General features: G+C 70.0%; 16 protein-coding genes and 1 tRNA gene. 9 read left to right on the plus strand and 8 right to left on the minus strand.

Annotated features, from left to right (window positions below):
• Nucleotides 1–141: 141 nt before the first annotated feature.
• From ACIBEI_RS33875 to ACIBEI_RS33885, 3 genes are all read right to left on the minus strand, one after another.
• Nucleotides 142–471 carry a hypothetical protein gene (locus ACIBEI_RS33875; protein ID WP_398894077.1) on the minus strand — a complete coding sequence of 110 codons (330 nt, stop codon included), beginning with the start codon at nucleotides 469–471 and terminating at the stop codon, nucleotides 142–144.
• 163 nt (nucleotides 472–634) lie between these two features.
• Nucleotides 635–886, minus strand: a complete 252-nt coding sequence (locus ACIBEI_RS33880) for a hypothetical protein (RefSeq protein ID WP_398894078.1) — start codon at nucleotides 884–886, stop codon at nucleotides 635–637.
• A gap of 112 nt (nucleotides 887–998) precedes the next feature.
• Complete coding sequence (locus ACIBEI_RS33885) at nucleotides 999–1,760, minus strand: hypothetical protein (protein ID WP_398894080.1); 762 nt, start codon at nucleotides 1,758–1,760, stop codon at nucleotides 999–1,001.
• Nucleotides 1,761–1,987: 227 nt separating this feature from the next.
• Here ACIBEI_RS33885 and ACIBEI_RS33890 point away from each other — a divergent pair, with 227 nt between their 5' ends.
• The 3 genes from ACIBEI_RS33890 to ACIBEI_RS33900 are packed head-to-tail and all read left to right on the plus strand — an operon-like array spanning nucleotide 1,988 to nucleotide 4,676.
• Nucleotides 1,988–3,073 carry an IS630 family transposase gene (locus ACIBEI_RS33890; RefSeq protein WP_398894081.1) on the plus strand — a complete coding sequence of 362 codons (1,086 nt, stop codon included), beginning with the start codon at nucleotides 1,988–1,990 and terminating at the stop codon, nucleotides 3,071–3,073.
• Between the two features lie 60 nt (nucleotides 3,074–3,133).
• Complete coding sequence (locus ACIBEI_RS33895; protein ID WP_398894083.1) at nucleotides 3,134–3,682, plus strand: RNA polymerase sigma factor; 549 nt, start codon at nucleotides 3,134–3,136, stop codon at nucleotides 3,680–3,682.
• A complete protein-coding gene (locus ACIBEI_RS33900; protein WP_398894084.1) occupies nucleotides 3,675–4,676 on the plus strand; it encodes a CU044_5270 family protein in 1,002 nt (333 codons plus the stop codon). The genes ACIBEI_RS33895 and ACIBEI_RS33900 overlap by 8 nt, the downstream gene beginning before the upstream one ends.
• A gap of 175 nt (nucleotides 4,677–4,851) precedes the next feature.
• Here ACIBEI_RS33900 and ACIBEI_RS33905 read toward each other — a convergent pair whose 3' ends face one another.
• Entirely contained in the window at nucleotides 4,852–5,565 is a 714-nt protein-coding gene (locus ACIBEI_RS33905; protein WP_398894086.1) for a hypothetical protein, read from the minus strand.
• A gap of 338 nt (nucleotides 5,566–5,903) precedes the next feature.
• On the opposite strand from ACIBEI_RS33905, the gene ACIBEI_RS33910 reads away from it, so the two are divergent.
• Together ACIBEI_RS33910 and ACIBEI_RS33915 are read left to right on the plus strand one after the other, a co-directional pair.
• Nucleotides 5,904–6,377: a DUF485 domain-containing protein gene (locus tag ACIBEI_RS33910; protein ID WP_398894088.1), complete on the plus strand. Its 474-nt coding sequence runs from the start codon at nucleotides 5,904–5,906 to the stop codon at nucleotides 6,375–6,377.
• A 26-nt stretch (nucleotides 6,378–6,403) separates the two neighbouring features.
• Complete coding sequence (locus ACIBEI_RS33915; protein WP_398894137.1) at nucleotides 6,404–7,984, plus strand: cation acetate symporter; 1,581 nt, start codon at nucleotides 6,404–6,406, stop codon at nucleotides 7,982–7,984.
• Between the two features lie 317 nt (nucleotides 7,985–8,301).
• Here the strand turns inward: ACIBEI_RS33915 and ACIBEI_RS33920 are convergent, their stop codons facing one another.
• From ACIBEI_RS33920 to ACIBEI_RS33930, 3 genes are all read right to left on the minus strand, one after another.
• Complete coding sequence (locus ACIBEI_RS33920) at nucleotides 8,302–9,189, minus strand: cellulose-binding protein (RefSeq protein WP_398894090.1); 888 nt, start codon at nucleotides 9,187–9,189, stop codon at nucleotides 8,302–8,304.
• 191 nt (nucleotides 9,190–9,380) lie between these two features.
• Nucleotides 9,381–12,548 (minus strand): SUKH-4 family immunity protein, encoded by a 3,168-nt coding sequence (locus ACIBEI_RS33925; protein ID WP_398894092.1) that lies wholly within the window; start codon nucleotides 12,546–12,548, stop codon nucleotides 9,381–9,383.
• Between the two features lie 7 nt (nucleotides 12,549–12,555).
• Nucleotides 12,556–13,551, minus strand: coding sequence for an SMI1/KNR4 family protein (locus ACIBEI_RS33930; RefSeq protein ID WP_398894094.1), 996 nt, complete (start codon nucleotides 13,549–13,551; stop codon nucleotides 12,556–12,558).
• A gap of 249 nt (nucleotides 13,552–13,800) precedes the next feature.
• Here ACIBEI_RS33930 and ACIBEI_RS33935 point away from each other — a divergent pair, with 249 nt between their 5' ends.
• Both ACIBEI_RS33935 and ACIBEI_RS33940 read left to right on the plus strand, forming a co-directional pair.
• Nucleotides 13,801–14,304, plus strand: coding sequence for a YwqJ-related putative deaminase (locus ACIBEI_RS33935; protein WP_200396417.1), 504 nt, complete (start codon nucleotides 13,801–13,803; stop codon nucleotides 14,302–14,304).
• A 94-nt stretch (nucleotides 14,305–14,398) separates the two neighbouring features.
• Nucleotides 14,399–14,911, plus strand: a complete 513-nt coding sequence (locus tag ACIBEI_RS33940; RefSeq protein WP_398894096.1) for an SUKH-3 domain-containing protein — start codon at nucleotides 14,399–14,401, stop codon at nucleotides 14,909–14,911.
• 420 nt (nucleotides 14,912–15,331) lie between these two features.
• Here ACIBEI_RS33940 and ACIBEI_RS33945 read toward each other — a convergent pair whose 3' ends face one another.
• On the minus strand, nucleotides 15,332–16,663 hold the full coding sequence (locus ACIBEI_RS33945; RefSeq protein WP_398894098.1) for a sensor histidine kinase: 1,332 nt from the start codon (nucleotides 16,661–16,663) through the stop codon (nucleotides 15,332–15,334).
• Nucleotides 16,664–16,938: 275 nt separating this feature from the next.
• Between ACIBEI_RS33945 and ACIBEI_RS33950 the strand changes: the two genes are divergently transcribed.
• Nucleotides 16,939–17,010: transfer RNA gene (locus ACIBEI_RS33950), tRNA-Gln, on the plus strand.
• A 124-nt stretch (nucleotides 17,011–17,134) separates the two neighbouring features.
• Nucleotides 17,135–18,583, plus strand: coding sequence for a bifunctional UDP-N-acetylglucosamine diphosphorylase/glucosamine-1-phosphate N-acetyltransferase GlmU (glmU, locus tag ACIBEI_RS33955; RefSeq protein ID WP_398894100.1), 1,449 nt, complete (start codon nucleotides 17,135–17,137; stop codon nucleotides 18,581–18,583).
• The last annotated feature ends 96 nt before the right edge of the window (nucleotides 18,584–18,679 follow it).

Raw genomic sequence — 18,679 nt, forward strand, 5'->3', positions numbered from 1 at the left:
CACCGACTGTTTTTATACGTCCCCCCCCCGACCCACCCCCCCCCCCCCCCGCCCGCCCCCCCCCCGCCGCCCCCCCCCCCCCCCCCCCCCCCCCCCCCCCCCCCCCCCCCCCCCACTCCGGACAGCGGACCGACGTGACCGTCAGTCGCCCTCCAAATGGAGCTCAAGGCTTCCGTCCTCATCGCACCGGCGCGCGAGACGGCCGATGTCGTCCAGGATCGCCACCTGCTCCGCCGCTGCGACGCCGCTTCGCAGTCCGTCAACCTCGGCGATGAACTGCGGCATGTCCTGCGAGGTCATCAGCAGCGAACCGTATCGGTCCACCCTGCTCAGCATCGGCTTGCCACTGTTCTCACACAGCTCGGCGAAAACGTCGGAGTAGTCCGGAACGCTGTCCAGGACCGAGCGATGGTGACGCTTGGAAGTTGTCCCCTCTCTGCGCACCTGCATGAGAAGGACATCGACGCCCATGGTGACGCTCCCAGTGATATCGCGAGTTCGGAGTTCGGATCCTCCCACTCCATTTGCCCGACGGGTAGGCCGTGATCACTTGTGGTCCCGGATCATCAGGCTGATCTCGAACTGGTTCTCGCACTTCGCGGTCTTGCCGATGGCCTGACTGCAGCACTAACGGCTACGATATATCGCCGTCTCGAGAAGGATTCCTCTCGGTGTCGAAGTCTCGCTCGTCCCTCAGTCGGGCAGCCTGTTCACGCAACGCTGCTACAGATGCGGAGGTTTCTTCGCGCAGCAGAGCAGCCTGTTCCCGCAAGGATTCGAGAACGCCAGCGGTTTGCTCTTCAAGTCGCTTTGCGACGGCTTCCAACAACTGATCCATGGGCGTTTCGACTACATCAGCGTCTGTATCGTGGTCAGCCTCACGCATATCGTGCCGCTCCTTTCTACGTTTTGGCGGTCCCCGGTTTACGCGTCGGGGCCGACATTCCGAGTGGGACGAGAGAGAAGATCTCTCGTCCCACTCGGTTCAGCCTATGGCTTCAGGAGGTCCAGAAGCAGTCCGCCGTGTTGTCCAAGGACGAGGACAGCCCGGTGGATGTCGTGTGAGCCGGTTCGTTCCAGCCGTTGTTGGAGTACTGGTTGCAGGATCCGTCATTGCCGCTTTGCGTCCGTCCTCGGACGTAGATGGTCTTCCCGCCCTTGTTCGCCCAGGAGGACGTCCGGTTCACGAAGTTGTAGGCGGAGAAGTACATGTAGTTCTTGTGCGCGGCGTTCCAGGCGAGACGCTTGCCTGCGTAGCTCTTGTACTGGTAGAAGCAGTACCAGTCGTTGCCCAAGGTCTCGGTCGGGCAGTTTGAGGCGGCTGCTGTTACTTCTCCAGCGGGTTCCTCTTCATCGGAAGGGACAGCTTCGGGGGCGGGAGTACCGTCGAGTTCTTCCGTTGCTGCAGAAACGGCCTTAGCTGTCTCTGCGGAAGACAGGCCCACAGTCTCGGCCTGGAGCTTGACCGCCGCGGCACTGCTGGGCGGTGCGTAGCGCTCACCCGGCAGGGGGAAGGCCATGACAGCCTCGCCGCCATTCCAGGCGATCTCATATCTGCTGATCTGCACGCCCCCCTCAGTCCTCGCCAGAACCTGGTCGATCTGCTGCTGCAGCACGTCGGGCCCTTCGGCGGCGCCGGCCTCGGCTGACAGCCCGAGCGTGAGCAGCGTTGCCGTGGCGAGAGCCCCCGCCATACGGAACGTTCGTTTTGCCATTAGCTTTACCCCCCACAGGAATCGCACGCATGTTCGCACGATCATGGGGTGGATCTTGTCAGGAACGTGCCCAACCTTCTATCGGTCGAGACATCCTTCATGCAATCACCATAATTGGAACTGTAAGTTCCGTGCCTCGCGCGGGAGTTGACTCCTGCGCTGAGGCCCTAGTGAGCTGGTCTTGAGTTGCTCCGTCGCCACGTGAGTCGTGTGCTGTTTCAGATCATGGCCTTGATGGTGACCTGGCTGGTAGTTGGCGGTCTGCTGTGGGGATGGGCGACAACAGGCTTGAGCCGCTGGTGTTATCCGATGCCGAGCGGCGGACGTTGCACGGCTGGGCCACGCGCCGGACCACGGCGCAGGGCCTGGCCTTGCGAGCACGCATCGTGCTGGCGTGCGCGGATGGCGGCAGCAACATTGCGGTCGCCGCGCGACTGGGCGTCAACCGGGGCACGGTGACCAAGTGGCGGGCGAGGTTTCTGCGGGCCGGGCTGGACGGGCTGAGTGACGAGCCGCGTCCCGGGGTGCCGCGCACCATCACCGACGCCCAGGTGGAGGAGGTGGTGGTGCGCACCCTGGAAGAGGTCCCGCAGGGCGCCACGCACTGGTCGAAGCGGGAGATGGCCCGGCAGGTGGGGATCTCGCCGACCAGCGTGCACCGCATCTGGCGGGCCTTTGGGCTGCAGCCCTGGCGGACCGAGGTCTTCAAGATCTCCCCCGACCCGTTGCTGATCGACAAGATCCAGGATGTGGTCGGCCTCTACCTGGCCCCGCCGGCGAATGCGGCGGTGTTCGCGGTGGACGAGAAGCCGCAGATCCAGGCCCTGGAGCGGACGGCGCCGGTGCTGCCCATGGTGCCCGGGACACCCGAGCGGCGCAGCTTCGACTATGTCCGGCACGGCACGGTGGACCTGTTCGCCGCGCTGAACACCGCCACGGGCAAGGTGATCGGGACGCTGTCCGCGCAGCACCGGGCGGTGGACTTCCGGGACTTCCTGGACGAGATCGACCGCCAGACCGGGCCCGGCCTGGCGGTCCACGTGATCTGCGACAACCTCGCCGCTCACAAAGCACCCGTGGTGCACCGGTGGCTGCTGGAACACCCGCGCTTCCACCTGCACTTCACCCCGACCTACTCATCGTGGATCAACCAGGTCGAGCGGTGGTTCGCCGAGCTGGAACGGCGTTGCCTGGAACGCGGCGTGTTCTGCTCCCTCGACGACCTGAAGACCGCACTCGAGGACTGGATCAAGATCTGGAACAGCAACGCCAAGCCGTTCAAGTGGGCCAAGACCGCCGACCAGATCATCGACCGCATCTGCCGCTACTGCTCACGCATCTCCGGACCAGCTCACTAGCCTGCGGCCGGGCCTGTAAGAAGTCGACGTGTGCCGGACATAGACAGGGGTGGAGGAGATGTGGAAACCAGAACGGATGAGCAGAGCTTCACTGAGCTTTACCGCCAGCACCACAAAGCCGTGACCAACTACGTGCTCCGCCGCACGTCAGCGGATGAGGTCGCCGATGTCGTGTCGGAGGTCTTCCTCACGGTGTGGCGTCGGCTTGATGAGATACCGACCGCCAAGGAGCTCCCGTGGCTGTACGGCGTGGCACGTCGCACGCTCGCGAACACACACCGTGCGCAACAACGGCGCGACACCCTGGCCGAGATGCTCGCGACGCAACCACAGCGGGACGCCGAGGACTGCGCCGAGACAGTGGTCGTCGACTTGAGCCTGGCCCGAGCTTTCGATGCGCTCAGCGATACCGACAAGGAGGTGCTGCGCCTGACGGTATGGGAAGAGCTAACTGCCCGACAGGCAGCCCTGGTTCTCGGCTGTACGGCCGCAACCTTCCACGTGCGTCTACACCGTGCCCGTGCCCGGCTGCGTAAGAACCTCGCTGACACCAGTCTTGGTCATGCACGACCGATCCATTACACGAACCTTGGAGGAGCAGATGCGTAACGTCGACGAAGAACTGCGAGCCCTGGACCCCGCCAGGCTGACAAGTCACGAAGGCTCCACACAGGCGTCAGCCCAGTTGGGTGCAATCCTGAGCACAGGCCGAACTGTTCCCAAAGGACAGCCCCCGCGTCCGCGCCGCTGGATCCTGGCTAGCGCGGGCGTAGCTACGGCAATGACCGCCCTTATCGTCGTTGTCGACCCGTTCAGCACGACGTCACAGCCGGCCTATGCGATGACTCCTGAACCCCTGCGCTATGAGCACAGCACGCGATCCGCGGGTGAAGCACTGGAGGAGATCGCCCAACGCATCGAAGGCATACGGGACAATCGGCCCGCAGCATGGTCGTCGGAGCACTTCGTAACGGAAGGGTGGTCGCTGTCCACTTCCATTGATGGCACTCAGGTCACCTCCGCAGTAATCCCCGAACACCGCGAGACATGGGAGAAGGCGGACGGGTCCAGCCAGTGGACCGCTCGGACACTCCGGCCGCAGTTCCAGAACGAAGAACAGCGCAAGACCTGGGAAAATGCCGGCTCTGTAGGGAAAGACCCGAAGACCTGGTCCGATTCGTCCGAACCTTCCAAGACATCCAACGCGGAGCCGCCCTCAACACCCGGCGGGATGAAGGAGTGGCTCGCCGCAGGGCACGCCTCACTGAGCCCGGACCTGGCATTTGAGGTCATTCCCGAGCGGTTCAGGGACCACGTGTTCAGCCCGGCACAGCGTGCCGCGCTGCTGCGGGTCCTGAAGGAAACCGAGGGCATCGTCTACGAAGGGACAGTAGAAGACCGCGCCAAGAGGACAGGGGAGGCCTTCTCCCTAACCACTGATTCCAGCGGTTTGCCCAACAAGAGGACTCTAGTGTTCGACTCCTCAACCGGCGACCTGTTCGCGTACGAGGAAGAACTCACTACTGACGCCGGCAAACTCAATGTCAAGGCGCCTGCAGTGATCGACTACACGACGTTCCTCACTGCTGAGCGCATCGCTTAGCGAATTAAGGGCCCGAGCCAAGAATTGATCACCCGTGCAACGTGTCGCTCCTACGCGCGGCAGGGGTGGGCGCTACCTGCCCTGGCTGACAACGCGCGTGCCGTCCTTTGAGACGTATCGCCCACTGCCCTTCACGCGCGTTTGCCGGTGACGACGACGGCGTCGCCCTCGTCCGTCAGCAGCGCCATACCGGTACCGCGTGTCCGGTGTCGTCGACGAACGTGGCCGTGCCGGTTCCGTCCGCACGCACGGACAGTCCCCGGCTCTCGACCGGGAACTCCACCTTCTTCAGGGCCGGGTTGGCAGCGGCCTCACGCGAGTGAAGCACCAAGTGGTAGGTGAACCCGTCCGGATGGGCCTGAACCGCGAGGTCCACATCGGGAAGCACCGAGTCGTAGACGGCCGACGACCCGTCGACCTCCGGCTTCGGCAACGTCCACGGGGACGACACTGCGTACTCCTTGTCACCGGTCACCAGCCGGGCCAGCGGTGCGTCCTTCCCACCGCCGGACAGCCGGACGTCCTCCGCCGCACGCGGAGCGAGACTGCCGTCCGGCCGCACGGTCAGGGTGGTGTCGACGGCGGTCCATGCGCCGTTCTTCCGTACCCGCTCGGGCGACGTCGCGGTCTCGGCCGTGAACGTTCCGTCGGGGTTCGCGACGACCCGGCTGGTCGCCGTCGTCAACTCGCCGACCTCGACGGCCTTCCCCGAACCGACGGCCTTCTGTGACGCCTTCTCCTCCGCGGTGGCGGCGGGCAGGATGTCGTCCTCCCAGAACGCCTTGCCGCGCGCGGCCTCGTCGGCCGCTGCGTCGGCGGCCTCCGCTCCCGATGTTGTCGCTTCGACCGGGGCAACGGCCAAAGCAAGCGCTGCGGAAACGACGGTCATCGCCCCGCGCAGCGCTCTTCTGCGACTGGTTCGCCGCACTCTTCCCCCCGCGATCTTTAATTTTTGATGAGGATTTCTTGGTCGACGAGGAGAGTAACGGTTCGAACGGGACACCTGCGCACTCAAGTTGCTCACACTTCGATCACAAGAGGTCGACAGGGGCACAGGCGTGCGGGTTAACGGGGGTAACACCCCAGGTCAGCGAAGTAAGCGCATACCGACCAGACAGTTTGGTGAAACGCTCGCGCAGGCCTGCTACCTGCGAGTAGCGTGCGTCCTCGCTCACCCCCCGCTCCCTGCGGTCCGCACCGGGCCCGAGCCACGCAAGGAGAACCGGGATGTCCTACGACTCGTCCCCGTCGTACCCCGTTCCGCCGCACCATCCGCCCCACAACTCGTCACCGTCCTACTCGACGTACCCGACCGAGCCGACGTATCCGTGGGCTCCGCGACAGCCGGAGCCCGAACCCGCCCGGCGGCCGAACCGGCATCGCCACACCGCGCTCGGGCACCACAGCGACCTGCGGGTGCTGCGCACCGCGTACCGCTGGCAGCGGCGCGTGGCGACGCTGACCGCGCTCGGTTACTTCACGCTGTTCCTCGTCCTGTCCGCGTGGGCGCCCTCGTTCATGACGAGGGAGGTGGCCGACGGGCTGCCCCTCGGCCTGCTGCTGGGGCTGTTCCAGATGCCCGTCACCTGCGTGGCGATCGCGCTGTACGAGTACACGGCCCGCCGGGGCGTGGACCCGATCGCCGAGCGGATACGGAAGCAGACGGAGCTGGACACCAAGCGGGCGGAGGCGGGCAGGTGACCGGCTTCAGCAGTTCCGCCCAGGCGATGTCGCTCGTGGCGTTCACGGTCGTGGCGACCATCACGCTGTTGCTGTGCGTGATGACGGGCCCGGACCGGGACGACCTCGACGAGTTCTACACGGGCTACGGCTCCCTCTCCCCCATGCGCAACGGCCTGGCCATCGCGGGCGACTACATCTCCGCGGCCACCGTGCTCGGCACGAGCGGCGTGATCGCGTTCTTCGGGTACGACGGGGTCGTACTCGCCCTCAGTACGGCCCTCTCCCTCATGCTGCTGATGTTCCTGCTGGCCGAACCCCTGCGGAACGCGGGCCGGTTCACCATGGGCGACGCGCTGGCACGGCGGATGCCGGGCCGGGCGGTACGCATCACGGCGTGCGTGGCGACGCTGGCCGCGCTGCTCCCGCTGATGCTGGTCCAACTCGCCGGAACCGGCGATCTGCTGGCGTTCATCCTCGGCTTCTCCAGCGAAGGGCTGAAGACGGGCTGCATCATCGGGCTCGGCGCGCTGATGATCAGCTATGCGGCTATCGGCGGCATGAAGGGCACCGCCCTGATCCAGATCCTGAAGATCGTGATGCTGCTCGGCTCGGGCGCCGTCATCGCCGTACTCATCCTGAACAAGTTCGACTGGAACCTCGGCGGTCTGTTCGGCCAGGCGGCGGGGAACAGCGGGGCCGGGTCCGCGTTCCTCAGCTCGGGGCTGCAGTTCGCGGGCGGGCCCAACCCCCGCCTGGACATGATCAGTTCGGAGCTGACGGTGGTGCTTGGCGGGGCCTGTCTGCCGCACATCACCATGCGTATGTACACGGCGGGCAGCGCGCGTCAGGTACGCCGTTCGATGTCGTGGGCGGTGCCGGCCGTGGCGCTGTTCGTGCTGGTCATCACGGTCGTCGGGTTCGGAGCCACGGCTCTGATCGGGCGGGAGGCGATCGCGGCGGAGGACCCGCAGGGCAACACGGCGTATCTGCTGGGCGCCCGGGCCGCGTTCGGGGCGGACGTCTCGACGGCCGAGACCCTGCTGTTCACCACCGTCACGGCGGCGATCTTCCTGACGGTGCTCGCCTCTGTCGCCGGGATGATCCTCGCCTGCGCCAACTCCCTTGCCCATGACGTCTTCGCGCACGGCAGGAAGCAGTTGTCGCCGCGCCGCGAGATGACGCTGGCGCGGGCGTCCGCGGCGGCGGTCGGCATCCCGGCGATCCTGCTGGCCACGCTGGTCCAGCACCACAGCCTGCAGCCGCTGGTGACGCTGTCGTTCTGCCTCGGCGCGTCCGCGATAGCGCCGGCGCTCGTCTACAGCCTGTTCTGGCGGCGGTACACCCGGGCCGGGCTGATGTGCACGCTCATCGGCGGCTCTGTGAGCACGCTCGTTCTGATGACCGGTACGAATCTGGTGTCCGGGTCGCCCATATCAGCCTTCCCCGGCCATGACTTCACCTGGTTCCCGTTCACCACGACCGGGATCGTCTCCATTCCGCTGGGCTTCCTGTTCGGCTGGCTCGGCACGGTGGCCTCCGGGCGGGGGGCGGCTGAGGCACAGCGGAAGCAGTACGAGGCTGTGGAGGGTTGGATTCTGGCGGGGGCCGTCCGGAGGGGCGACTAGGCGACCAAGGGGGTGGGGGGGGCTGAGGTCTGTGTGCCGACTGCCGGCCGGTGGGGGCTGTTCGCGCAGTTCCCCGCGCCCCTAAAAAGCCAGGGGCACCCTCCGCTTCCAGGGGCGCGAGGAACTGCGCGACCAACCACAGCCGCCCCGCAGCCAACACACAAACCTCAGCCCCACCTTCCAGGGGCGCGGGGAACTGCGCGATCAACCACGGCCGGCCGGCAGCCGACACCCAGACCTCAGCCCCATCTTTTTTAGGGGCGCGGGGAACTGCGCGACCAGCCCCCACCGGGCCGCAGCCGACAACGTACCGAGGGCTACTCCGCCGTCGCCCGGCCCGTCAGGGCCGTGAGGCTGTTGCGGACGTGGGTCATGTGGGCGCTGACGTCGTCCCACTCGTCACCGTGTTCGCGCAGGACGCGTTCCGTCTCGCGGATGATGCGGTCCTCGTGGAGGCGGGCCTCCGCGAGGAGTTCGGCGGCCCGGGCCTCGGCGTCCTCCTGGAGGTGCCGGGTGGACTCATGGGCCTCGGCGAGAGCCCGTTCGGCCTCGGCCAGCTCCCCCACCGCACGCGAGGCCCGCTCGTCGTACCGCGCGTCGAACTCGGCCTCCCGTTCGGCCGCCTCGCGCCCAACCCGCTCCCAGCGCTCGGCGTGCTCCCTCTCCTGCTCGGCGAGAAGCGCCACGCTGCGCCGCCGCGTCTCGCGCAGCGCGGCGAGCGCCTCACCGCGGTTCTCCTTCACATCGCGCCGCGCCGCGATGCGCATCTCGTCGGCCTCGGCCTGCGCGGCGAGCAGCCGGTGCCGAACCCGCTCCTCGGCCTCACCGCGCACCGCGTCGGCCTCCGCGGCCGCTGCCGCGCGCAGTTGCCCGGCCGCCGCCCCGGCCTCCTCCACGACCAGCCTGGCCTCCCGCCGCGCGCCCTCGCTCACGGCCGCGGCCTCCTCCTCGCCCAGTTCGAAGAGCCGCCGGGCACGGTCGCCGAGCGTCTCGTACGTCTGAGGAGCCAGCCCCGCCACGACCTCGTGCAGCCGGTCCGCCTCGGCCTCCATCTCCCTTGCCAGGACGGTCAGGCGGGCGGCCCGTTCCCAGGCGGCGTCGCGCCCCCGGGAGAGCGCCGCGGCGTACGCCTCGACCTGGTCGGGGCGGTAACCGCGCCCCCGTACGGCCTCGAAGCCATGAGGCGACACCGATGCGTTGCTCATCCTCGAATCCCCTCTCCGGCATGCGACGTACGACATGATTTGCCGCACATCTTGGTGGATCAGACGGAAGTGTTCATAACGCGACACTCCGGATAAAGGGTCGGGCGGAGATGTGACGCAAAAGGGCCGGGCCCGGTCAACCGACCGGGCCCGGCCCTCTCAGGACGTTCGAAGAGTTCAGCGACTCGACGTCACAGCAAGCCGTCCCACATCTGTTCCAGCAGCACCGACCACCAGCTCTCCGGCGAACCGAGCGCCGCCGGGTCGAGCGCGGCCAACTGCGCCTGGAAGTCGACGGTCCAGCGGCCCGCCTGCTCCTGGTTGAGACCGAAGCGCAGACGCCACATACGACCCAGCAGCGCGAGGCTGCGCGCGAACTCGGGCAGCCCCGTGTTCACGAACTGCGGCGGTACGGAAGCGCCGCCGGGACCCGCCTCCACGGGCACGGCCACGATGTGCGCCGTCCCGTACTGGACACAGATCGCCTTGCCGAAGTCGCTGCCCATGACGAGGTACGAGCCCGCGTCCGCGGACGGCTGGACGCCACGCTCCTGCGCCAGTTCGGCGAGCGTCGGCACCGGGCGGCCCGGCTGGGCCTGCGCCCAGAAGAACGGGTTCATGTCGAGAGGCAGTCCGGCCACCACCAGCGTGTGCGCCACGATCGGCGGCACACCCTGCCGGGACACGGCCGCCTGGTCGAACCGGAACAGTCCCGGTCCGAACGCCGCCGCCAGCTCCTGCCCGATCGCCTCCGGCGGGATCGGCGGCGCGGGCTGCACCGGCGGGAGCGGCGACCGTACCGGCCCGGGCCTGGCCGGACCGTCCGCGACCTGGTGCAACTCGCCCTGGTGCGCGAGCAGTTGGGCCATGCCCTGCTGACGGCTCGCGTGGTCCGTGCCGTACGAGGCGATGCTGGTGATCCTCGCCTGCGGCCAGCTCTCCCGGATCATCCGGGCGCAGTACGCACCCGGCAGCTCACAGGACTCCAGCTCCGTGTGGAGCTCCAGCACCTGCTGCGGCGGCACGTTCATCGCGCGCAGCTCGTGCAGGATCTGCCACTCCGGGTGCGGGGTGCCCGGCGCGGAACGCCGGATGAGCTGCTGCTCGCTCCCGTCCTGGGCCCGGTAGCGCAGGACCGCCTGGTAGCCGGGACCGACGGTCGGCTGCCCCTGCTGGGGGTAGCCGTAGGCCGGGGGCTGTTGTCCCGGCATCGGCTGGCCCGGCATGGGCTGGCCCGGCATCGGCTGCCCGGGGAAGGGCTGCTGACCGGGCGGCGGCATGCCCGGAGCGCCCGGCGGCATCCCGGGAGGCGCCTGGGGCGGCGGGGCCGTGCCCGGGCCGCCGCTCGGGGGACCGGACAGCATGGTCTCGGCGTGGTGGACGGCACCGGGCGTGCCGGGGGTGCCGGGGGCGCCTTGCCCGCCAGGACCTCCCGGAGCCCCTGGCCCGCCCGGAGCACCCGGAGGCTGGGGCGCGCCGGGGCCGCCCACCGCCGGACCGGCGAGCATGGTCGCGGCGTGGTGGACGCCACCGGCGGGCGTACCGCCGGGGTTGTTGGGCGTGCCGGGAGGCTGCGGGGCACCCGGAGTACCGGGCGCACCAGGAGGCTTGGGCGCGCCGGGCTGGTTCGGGTCGGCGAGCATGGTCGCCGCGTGGTGGACACCGCCCGGAGGCGTACCGCCAGGGGTACCCGGAGCGCCAGGGGCACCCGGGGCTCCAGGAGGCTGCGGGGTCCCGGGCCCGCCCGGCCCGTCGGGGCCGAGCTGCGAGACGAGCTGAGTCGGTACGTACCCACCGGCCGGCGTCCCCGGCGCACCGGGACCGGACGCGGGAGCCGCGCCACCCGGTCGCGCGCCGGGCGTTCCGGGCGCTCCCGGAGGCGGCGGCGTGCCGACCGCGCCCGCACCACGGGCACCGCGCGGCGGAGCCTGCGCCTTGCTGGTGGCGGCGTCGGCGATGTCACCGGCGTCGGGGGGCAACGGCCGCGCGCCCGCACCCGAACCGGGCGGCGGCTGCGGCGGATTGGGCCCGGCGGGCGGCTGCGGAGCACCCTGCGGGAAGCCGTACGAGGGAGCACCGGGGGCACCGGGAGCACCCGGAGGAGGCGTCCCGGGCGCACCGGGAGGCGGCGTACCGGCGCCGGGCCCCTGCGGGTAGCCGTACGAGGAAGGCGCCCCCGGCGGGGGTGTGCCCGGCGCACCGGCCGGCGCGCCCGGAGGAGGCGTACCGGCGCCAGGACCCTGCGGATAGCCGTACGAGGAAGGCGACCCCGGCGGGGGTGTGCCCGGCGCACCGGAACCCTGCGGGTAGCCGTACGAGGACGGCGCACCGGGCGGCGGGGTGCCCTGCGGACCAGGACCACCGGGGCCGCCAGGACCGGCCGGAGCCCCCTGACCCCCCTGACCCCCCGGGCTCTGCGGGAACGAGGGCGCGTTCGGGCCGCCCAGCGCGGGCGCGACGGCCGTGCTCGGGAGCTGGCTGCCGCCCGAGATCAGCTTGGTCTGGGCCTCGGGCGCGGCGTCGGGATCCGACGGCCTGCCGCCGGCGCTCCCGTCCCCGACGTCCCTTATCTGCGGCGCGTACACGGTCGCGGGGAGCGGTACCGAACGGTCGTCCCCCGTCTCGGCGTTGGTGTCGGTCCCGGCCCACGGCGTGGCGTCGGCGGGCACCCCGGAACCGCCCGGGGTCTCCCCGCCGGCGGCGGGCCACGACGTACCGCCACCCGGAGCGGAGGATGCCCCCGGGCCGACGCCGGGCCCGGGCAGCGTCTCGGGAATCGCCCCTCCGCCCCCGGCCCCTCCATGGGCGGGACCGGCAGAACCGCTGGACGGACTGGACGGAACCGCGTCACTGGCGGCGGCAGCGGCGGGACGGGACGCTGCCCCGTCCGACGCCCTGTCCGGAGTCCCGTCGGACGGACGCGGCGAACCGCCGCCCGACGAACCGCCCGACGCGCCGCCGGACGTCCGGTCCCGCCGGTCCGGAATGCCCATCCGGTCCGCCGCCTCCTGGAGCCACTCCGGCGGCGTCAACAGGAAGGACGTCTGGTTGAGGTCGACGCGCGCGGGAGGCGCGGGCGCCGGATCGGGCGCCGCGTCCGGCAGCCCGTACTCCTCCTCGTACCGGCGGATAACCTCGCCCACCGGCAGCGACGGCCACAGCGTGGCCTCTCCGCTGTCGCGGGCGATGACGAGCCGCTGGGCACCGCCGTCGGACCGCGGTCCTTCGGCCCGGTCCTCGGCCCACACCACGAATCCGAGTTCGAATTCCCGCACCCGCACCTCGCGGTGCTGGTAGCCGGGCACATCCCCGTTGATCCACTCTTCCGCGCGCTCCTGCGCCTGCGCGAAGGTCACCATCGGACGCTCACTCCCCAACCGAAGACACCGCGGACACGGACACCGCCCGCGCGAATCCACCGTCCACCATCAGATTCGCCACGGTCTCCAGCTCGGGCGGATTGCCCGCGAGCCGGGCCAGGAACTGGTCGAAGTCGTCCCCGCAGGGCAGCAGCAGCCGCTGCACACGCTCCGGGGGCGCCCACAGGTCCTGGTCACGGGCGTCGTCGTACGCGCAGAACCACACGGACCCGACGCGGTCGCCCTTGACCTTCACGGCGAGCAGGCCGCCCTGGACGAAGCCGACGCCCAGGTAGTCCTTGGTGAGGTGGTCCCGCAGACATTTGTTGACGTACACGAGGTCGTTGACGGCGGCCTCGTCGCGCACGGTGAAGAACGGCTGGTCGACCAGGAGTCCCAGCTCGGCGTCGAGCGCGGCCCCCATCGGGGCGCTCCCGCCGGCGGCCTTCAGGAACGACCGGTACGCGCCGGGCAGCCGGTACCCAAGGTCCTCCTCGACGCCCAGCACCTCCTGCTCGGTCACCGCGACGGCCGCCTTGGGCAGCACGAAGTGCGCGGGCCGGGTCTCCTGCAGGGGCCGGGTCCCGCGCTTGTTCTGGTCCACGGCGGCCGTGGCCAGTCCACCGTGGTGCCGCAGAAGCGCCTTCACCTCGACCGGCACCAGCTCCAGCCGCCGCGTCCCCGGCACGTGGTGCCAGGTCCAGCCGTGCGGAGTGGCGACGGGCGGGATGGTGTCCCACAGGTCGTGGCCGTCCGCGGCCATGGCGGCGTTCGCCGACACGTAGTCCGTCAGCCGGAGTTCGTCGACCCCGAACCCCTCGGGCGGCTCGGCGATCTCCGCGGCGGCACGCGCATAGAACGAGAAGTCGGGATAGCCGCGGTCGTCGACACGTACACCTCTCGGGTGACGCGCCGCCCGGACCGGGTCCGGGAAGTGCACGACCTGCCCGGCGTAGGCCGCGTTCGGCGGCGCGGCCTGTTGCCCGAGCCGACCTGTCGTCATGGCGGTTGCCCCCTGCGGCGTTCTGAAGGATCGCGGATATCGACAGCCTATGCGGTTGAACGACACCGGTCACCGGGCCTCCGGTTCCGTACCGGCCAGCGGGACTCCGGTTCCGTGACCTGCCGTCATCGCGCCGTGACGGTGCGACGAAGACCACGCGTGTCGCGGCGCCCCAGCTTCCGCACCAGCCACGGAGTTTGGCACTCTGTCCGAGCACCGGGGGATGCGGTAAGGGGAGGAAACAGGACGATGAACTCAACGCAGACAGGCAGGTCCGGCGACCCCAGGGTGGGCTGGAGCAACACCGAGGCACCCGTCACTCCCACACTCCTCCACCGCCGGGACGGCATACTTCCGACCATCGCCGCCGCCCTGTCCGTACGGGGCGCGACGCTCACCGGCACGGCGGGCCGGGGCGACCAGCCGCCGCCGCTCCACCCGCTCGTCCGGGACTTCCTCGACACACTGACGAGCGGACAGCGCGACCGCTTCACCGGCCGCTGCGCCGAAGTGATCCTCATCTCCCGCCACATCACGGCGGTGGACGCGGACCGTTCCAAACGGGCCGCCCGGAAACCCATGACCAACGGAGAGGCCCGCAAGTCCCTCAAGCAGGCCAAACTCACCGCCCGCCGCATCCGCGAGGACGGCGACCCGCTGCACGGCAGTTTCGCGCCGCCCTGCCGCTCCTGCACCGCGCTCAGCGCCCACTTCGGCGTACGCATCGTCGATCCGACGGCACCGGGGGACTGAGAAACCCCTCTTCCCCCACACAGGGCGTCACCGGCGCCCCTTGCAGAAGCCGCCGAACCACGGCCGCGGCAGCTCAGACGAACGCGAAGGTCCGATGCACACCGACCGTACCTCTCCCTCCCCCACACCGACCTCGACCCGGTTCTCCGCCGTGGTCGACGCCGCGCTGCGCTCCGCGGGATGGCAGCCGGGACGCTGGGACATAAAGCAGGCCGAGATCTGGGCCGACGCCCTGCGCGGCCACGAGTCGCCGGCCGGTCACCGTCATTCCGTGTTCCCGGCGGCGGTCGAGGCCTGGGCGGAGTTCGGCGGTCTCCACATCCCGGCCACGGCCCCGGGCCGCCAGATCGCCCCGACGCCTCTCCACCTGGACCCCCTGCACGGCCTCCACATGGCCCGTACGCTCGTGGACCTGGGCAGAGCCCTGGACAGCGAAGTGGCCCCACTGGGCGAGGAGTCCGACACCAGAGCCCTCCTCGCCATCGACGCGGAGGGCCGCACCTACACCCTCGACCACACGGGCGACTGGTACCTGGGCGCCACCATCGACCAGGCCCTGACCACACTCGTCTCAGGCCTGGAACCGATACGCCTGACGGCCGGCTGAACCGGCCCGGACTCTCCACGACCGGCTGGCCCAGCACGTGCGTTCTCACGACCGCTGGTCCTGCACGCGCGCTCTCACGACCGGCGGCCCGGCACGCGCTCTCCACGACCGGCCGGCCCGACGAACTTGATCCAGCTCGGATTCAACCGGCGCGGCCCGTCCCGTCCTCGCCGGACTCACCCCGGCCCGGTTCGGCCCATCCCCAGCTCACGGCCAGGCCGACCCACTCGGGCTCGGCCCGGGGACCCGACCCACTCCGGCTCGGCTCGGCCTGGCCCACTCCAGTCCGGCCGACTCACTCCAGCTCGGCTCGAGGCCCGACTCACCCCGGCCGGCCTCACGCCATCCCGGCCCAGCCTCAAATCACCCGGCCCAGCCTCAAGTCACCCCCCGGTGGCGCTCACGCCACCCCGGGCGCGCTCACGCTGCCTCTGCCGGGATGACCGCCGACACCCGGAAGCCGCCTGCGTCGGTGGGGCCGGAGACGAATACGCCCCCGAGGCCCAGGACTCGTTCCTTCATTCCCACCAGACCGTTCCCCCCGCTGGGCAGCCGTGCGTCGGAGGCGGCGCCGGGCTCGGGCGGGGGGCCGTTCTCCACCTGCATGGCGATCTCGGCGCCGCGGTGGGCGACCCGTACCCGGGTCTTCGCCCCGGCGGCGTGCTTGTGGACGTTGGTCAGCGCCTCCTGCACCACGCGATAGGCGGTCTGCTCCACCAGGGCCGCGTAGCCCCGGGCGTCGCCCTCCACGAACAGGTCGACGACCATCCCCGCGGCGGCGGACTGCCCCACCAGTTCCTGGAGGTCGTCGAGGCAGGGTCCGTCCCCCGTCTCCTCGTCCACGGCCCGGGACGCCGCGGCGGCGGCCGCGACCCCCACCGCGGCCAGCGGCACGGTCTGCATCCGCACGGAGGAACCCCCGTAACCCCCCTCGCCCGTACGCAGCACCCCGAGCATCTCCCGCAGCTCCGTCAGCGCCTGCCGGCCCATGTCCCCCACGAGAGAGGCGTTCTTGACGGCCTTCTCGGGGTCCTTGCGGGCCACGGCCTGCAGAGCCGCCGCGTGCACGACCATCAGACTCACCCGGTGCGCGACGACGTCGTGCATCTCGCGGGCGATCCGGGTCCGCTCCTCGTTGCGCGCCCACTCCGCCCGCTCCTCGGCCCGCTCGGCCAGCAGCTGCAACTCCCGCTCCAGGGAGTCGGCCCGCTCCCGCAGACTCTCCATCAGCCGCCGCCTGGCCCCCACGTACAGCCCGAGCAGGATCGGCGGCGCGGTCATCCCGAGCGAGGTGGTGATGGACACGAACGGCACGAACCAGTCGCCCACCATGCTCAGATCGCCCCGCACCATCCCCTGGTGCGCGCGCACGTACGTGACGATGAGCGTCCCCACCAGCGACATGCCGGCCAGCGCCCCGATGATCCGCCGGGGCATCTCGGACGCGGCGAGCGTGTAGAGCCCGACGAGCCCCATCAGGAACCCCATCTGGGCCGGTGTGATGGCGATCGACACCAGCACCACGGCGATGGGCCACCGCCTCCGGAACAGCAGCACCGACCCGGCGAGGGCCCCGAACACCATCCCGGCGGGCACCGGCACACCCGCCGCGTCCGCGAAGGGATACCCCTCGATCGCACACTCCACGGCGGACACCAGCGCGAGGGTCCCGTCGAGCACCGCGCTGCGCCACCTCGCCCACCACCACGGCCCTGTCAGGGCTGTGGCGCGTTCTTCCCCCGTCGTGGTCATGCCTCCAGCCTACGGTCGTCCCCCGCCGCTTTTCCGGTGAGTTTCGCGTACTGGCCTACACCACTCGCCGTAATCGAACAGACACGAAACCCGCCGCAATCCGCCGAAACCCGAGAACCGCCTCAAGCCGCCCACGAGTCACTCCACACCCTTCCCGCACCACCCGGCAGCTCCCGGCACCGTCGAAGTACCGTCGCACCGAAGGCACCCGGTACGGCATAGTGTTGGATGTCGACTCGGCGGCCCGACCGGATCTCCGGTCCCGTCGTGTTCCATCCCCCGTGGTGTAATTGGCAGCACTGTGGCTTTTGGTGCCATCTGTCCGGGTTCGAGTCCTGGCGGGGGAGCAGACATCGGGCCCTGACAGCACTGTCGGGGCCCACTCACATTTCCCCCTCACAACGCCCCGGTATCCTGCGGATGTCCACCCCCCAAAGGCACCCCAGCCATCCGAAGCCGAAGGGCATCCCCGTGAGCGCCAACCGCCCGGCAGCCGTCGTCGTTCTTGCAGCGGGTGAGGGCACCCGTATGAAGTCGGCCACACCCAAGGTCCTGCACGACATCTGTGGCCGTTCCCTCGTCGGCCATGTACTCGCCGCCGCACGCGAGTTGGAGCCCGAGCATCTGGTGGTCGTCGTGGGCCACGCCCGCGAGAAGGTCACCGCGCACCTCACCGACACCGCTCCGGGCGTACGGACCGCCGTGCAGGCCGAGCAGAACGGCACGGGGCACGCCGTGCGGATGGCACTGGAGGAGCTGGGCGGCGGCATCGACGGAACCGTCGTGGTCGTCTGCGGGGACACGCCCCTCCTCAGCGGCGAGACCCTGCGCCACCTCGCCTCCAACCACACCACCGACGGCAACGCGGTCACCGTGCTCACCGCCGAGGTGCCGGACGCCACCGGCTACGGCCGCATCGTGCGCGACGGCGTCTCCGGCGCGGTCACCGCGATCGTCGAGCACAAGGACGCCTCGGAGTCGCAGCGCGCGATCCGTGAGATCAACTCCGGTGTCTTCGCCTTCGACGGGCAGCTGCTCGCGGACGCGCTCGGCAAGGTCCGCACCGACAACAGCCAGGGCGAGGAGTACCTGACCGACGTCCTCGGCATCCTCCGCGAGGCCGGTCACCGCGTCGGCGCCTCCGTGGCGGGCGACCACCGCGAGATCGCCGGCATCAACAACCGCGTCCAGCTCTCCGAGGCCCGCCGCATCCTCAACGACCGGCTGCTGGAGCGGGCGATGCTCGCCGGCGTCACCGTCGTCGACCCCGCCTCCACCTGGATCGACGTCACCGTCACCTTCGAGCAGGACGCGATCGTGCACCCCGGCACCCAGCTCCAGGGCGCCACGCACCTCGCCGAGGGCGCCGAGGTCGGCCCCAACTCCCGCCTGAAGGACACCAGGGTCGGCGCGGGCGCCCGTATCGACAACACGGTCTCCGACGGCGCCGAGGTCGGCCCCCAGGCGAACGTGGGTCCGTACGCGTATCTCCGCCCCGGCACCCGCCTCGGACTGAAGTCCAAGGTGGGTACGTACGTGGAGACGAAGAACGCCTCGATCGGCGAGGGCACGAAGGTCCCGCACCTCTCGTACGTGGGCGACGCGACGATCGGCGAGTACACGAACATCGGCGCGGCGAGCGTCTTCGTGAACTACGACGGCGAGGCCAAGCACCACACCACGGTCGGGTCGCACTGCAAGACCGGTTCGGACAACATGTTTGTGGCGCCTGTCACGGTCGGGGACGGTTCCTACACCGCCGCGGGCTCCGTCATCACGAAGGACGTGCCGGCCGGTTCACTGGCCGTCGCCCGGGGCCAGCAGCGGAATATCGAGGGCTGGGTGGCCCGGAAGCGTCCCGGAAGCGCGGCCGCGAAGGCGGCGGAGGCGGCTTCCCGGGAGTCGGCCGACGAAAGCTGACCGGAAAGCGGTGGGTCGGACTCGGCGTACCGTGATAGATGCACACCCGCACACCCAGCTGGGACCGCATCTGAGAACACATCTCAACATCCGGCT

The sequence above is a fragment of the Streptomyces sp. NPDC050988 genome, from assembly GCF_044456225.1.
Lineage (GTDB): Bacteria > Actinomycetota > Actinomycetes > Streptomycetales > Streptomycetaceae > Streptomyces.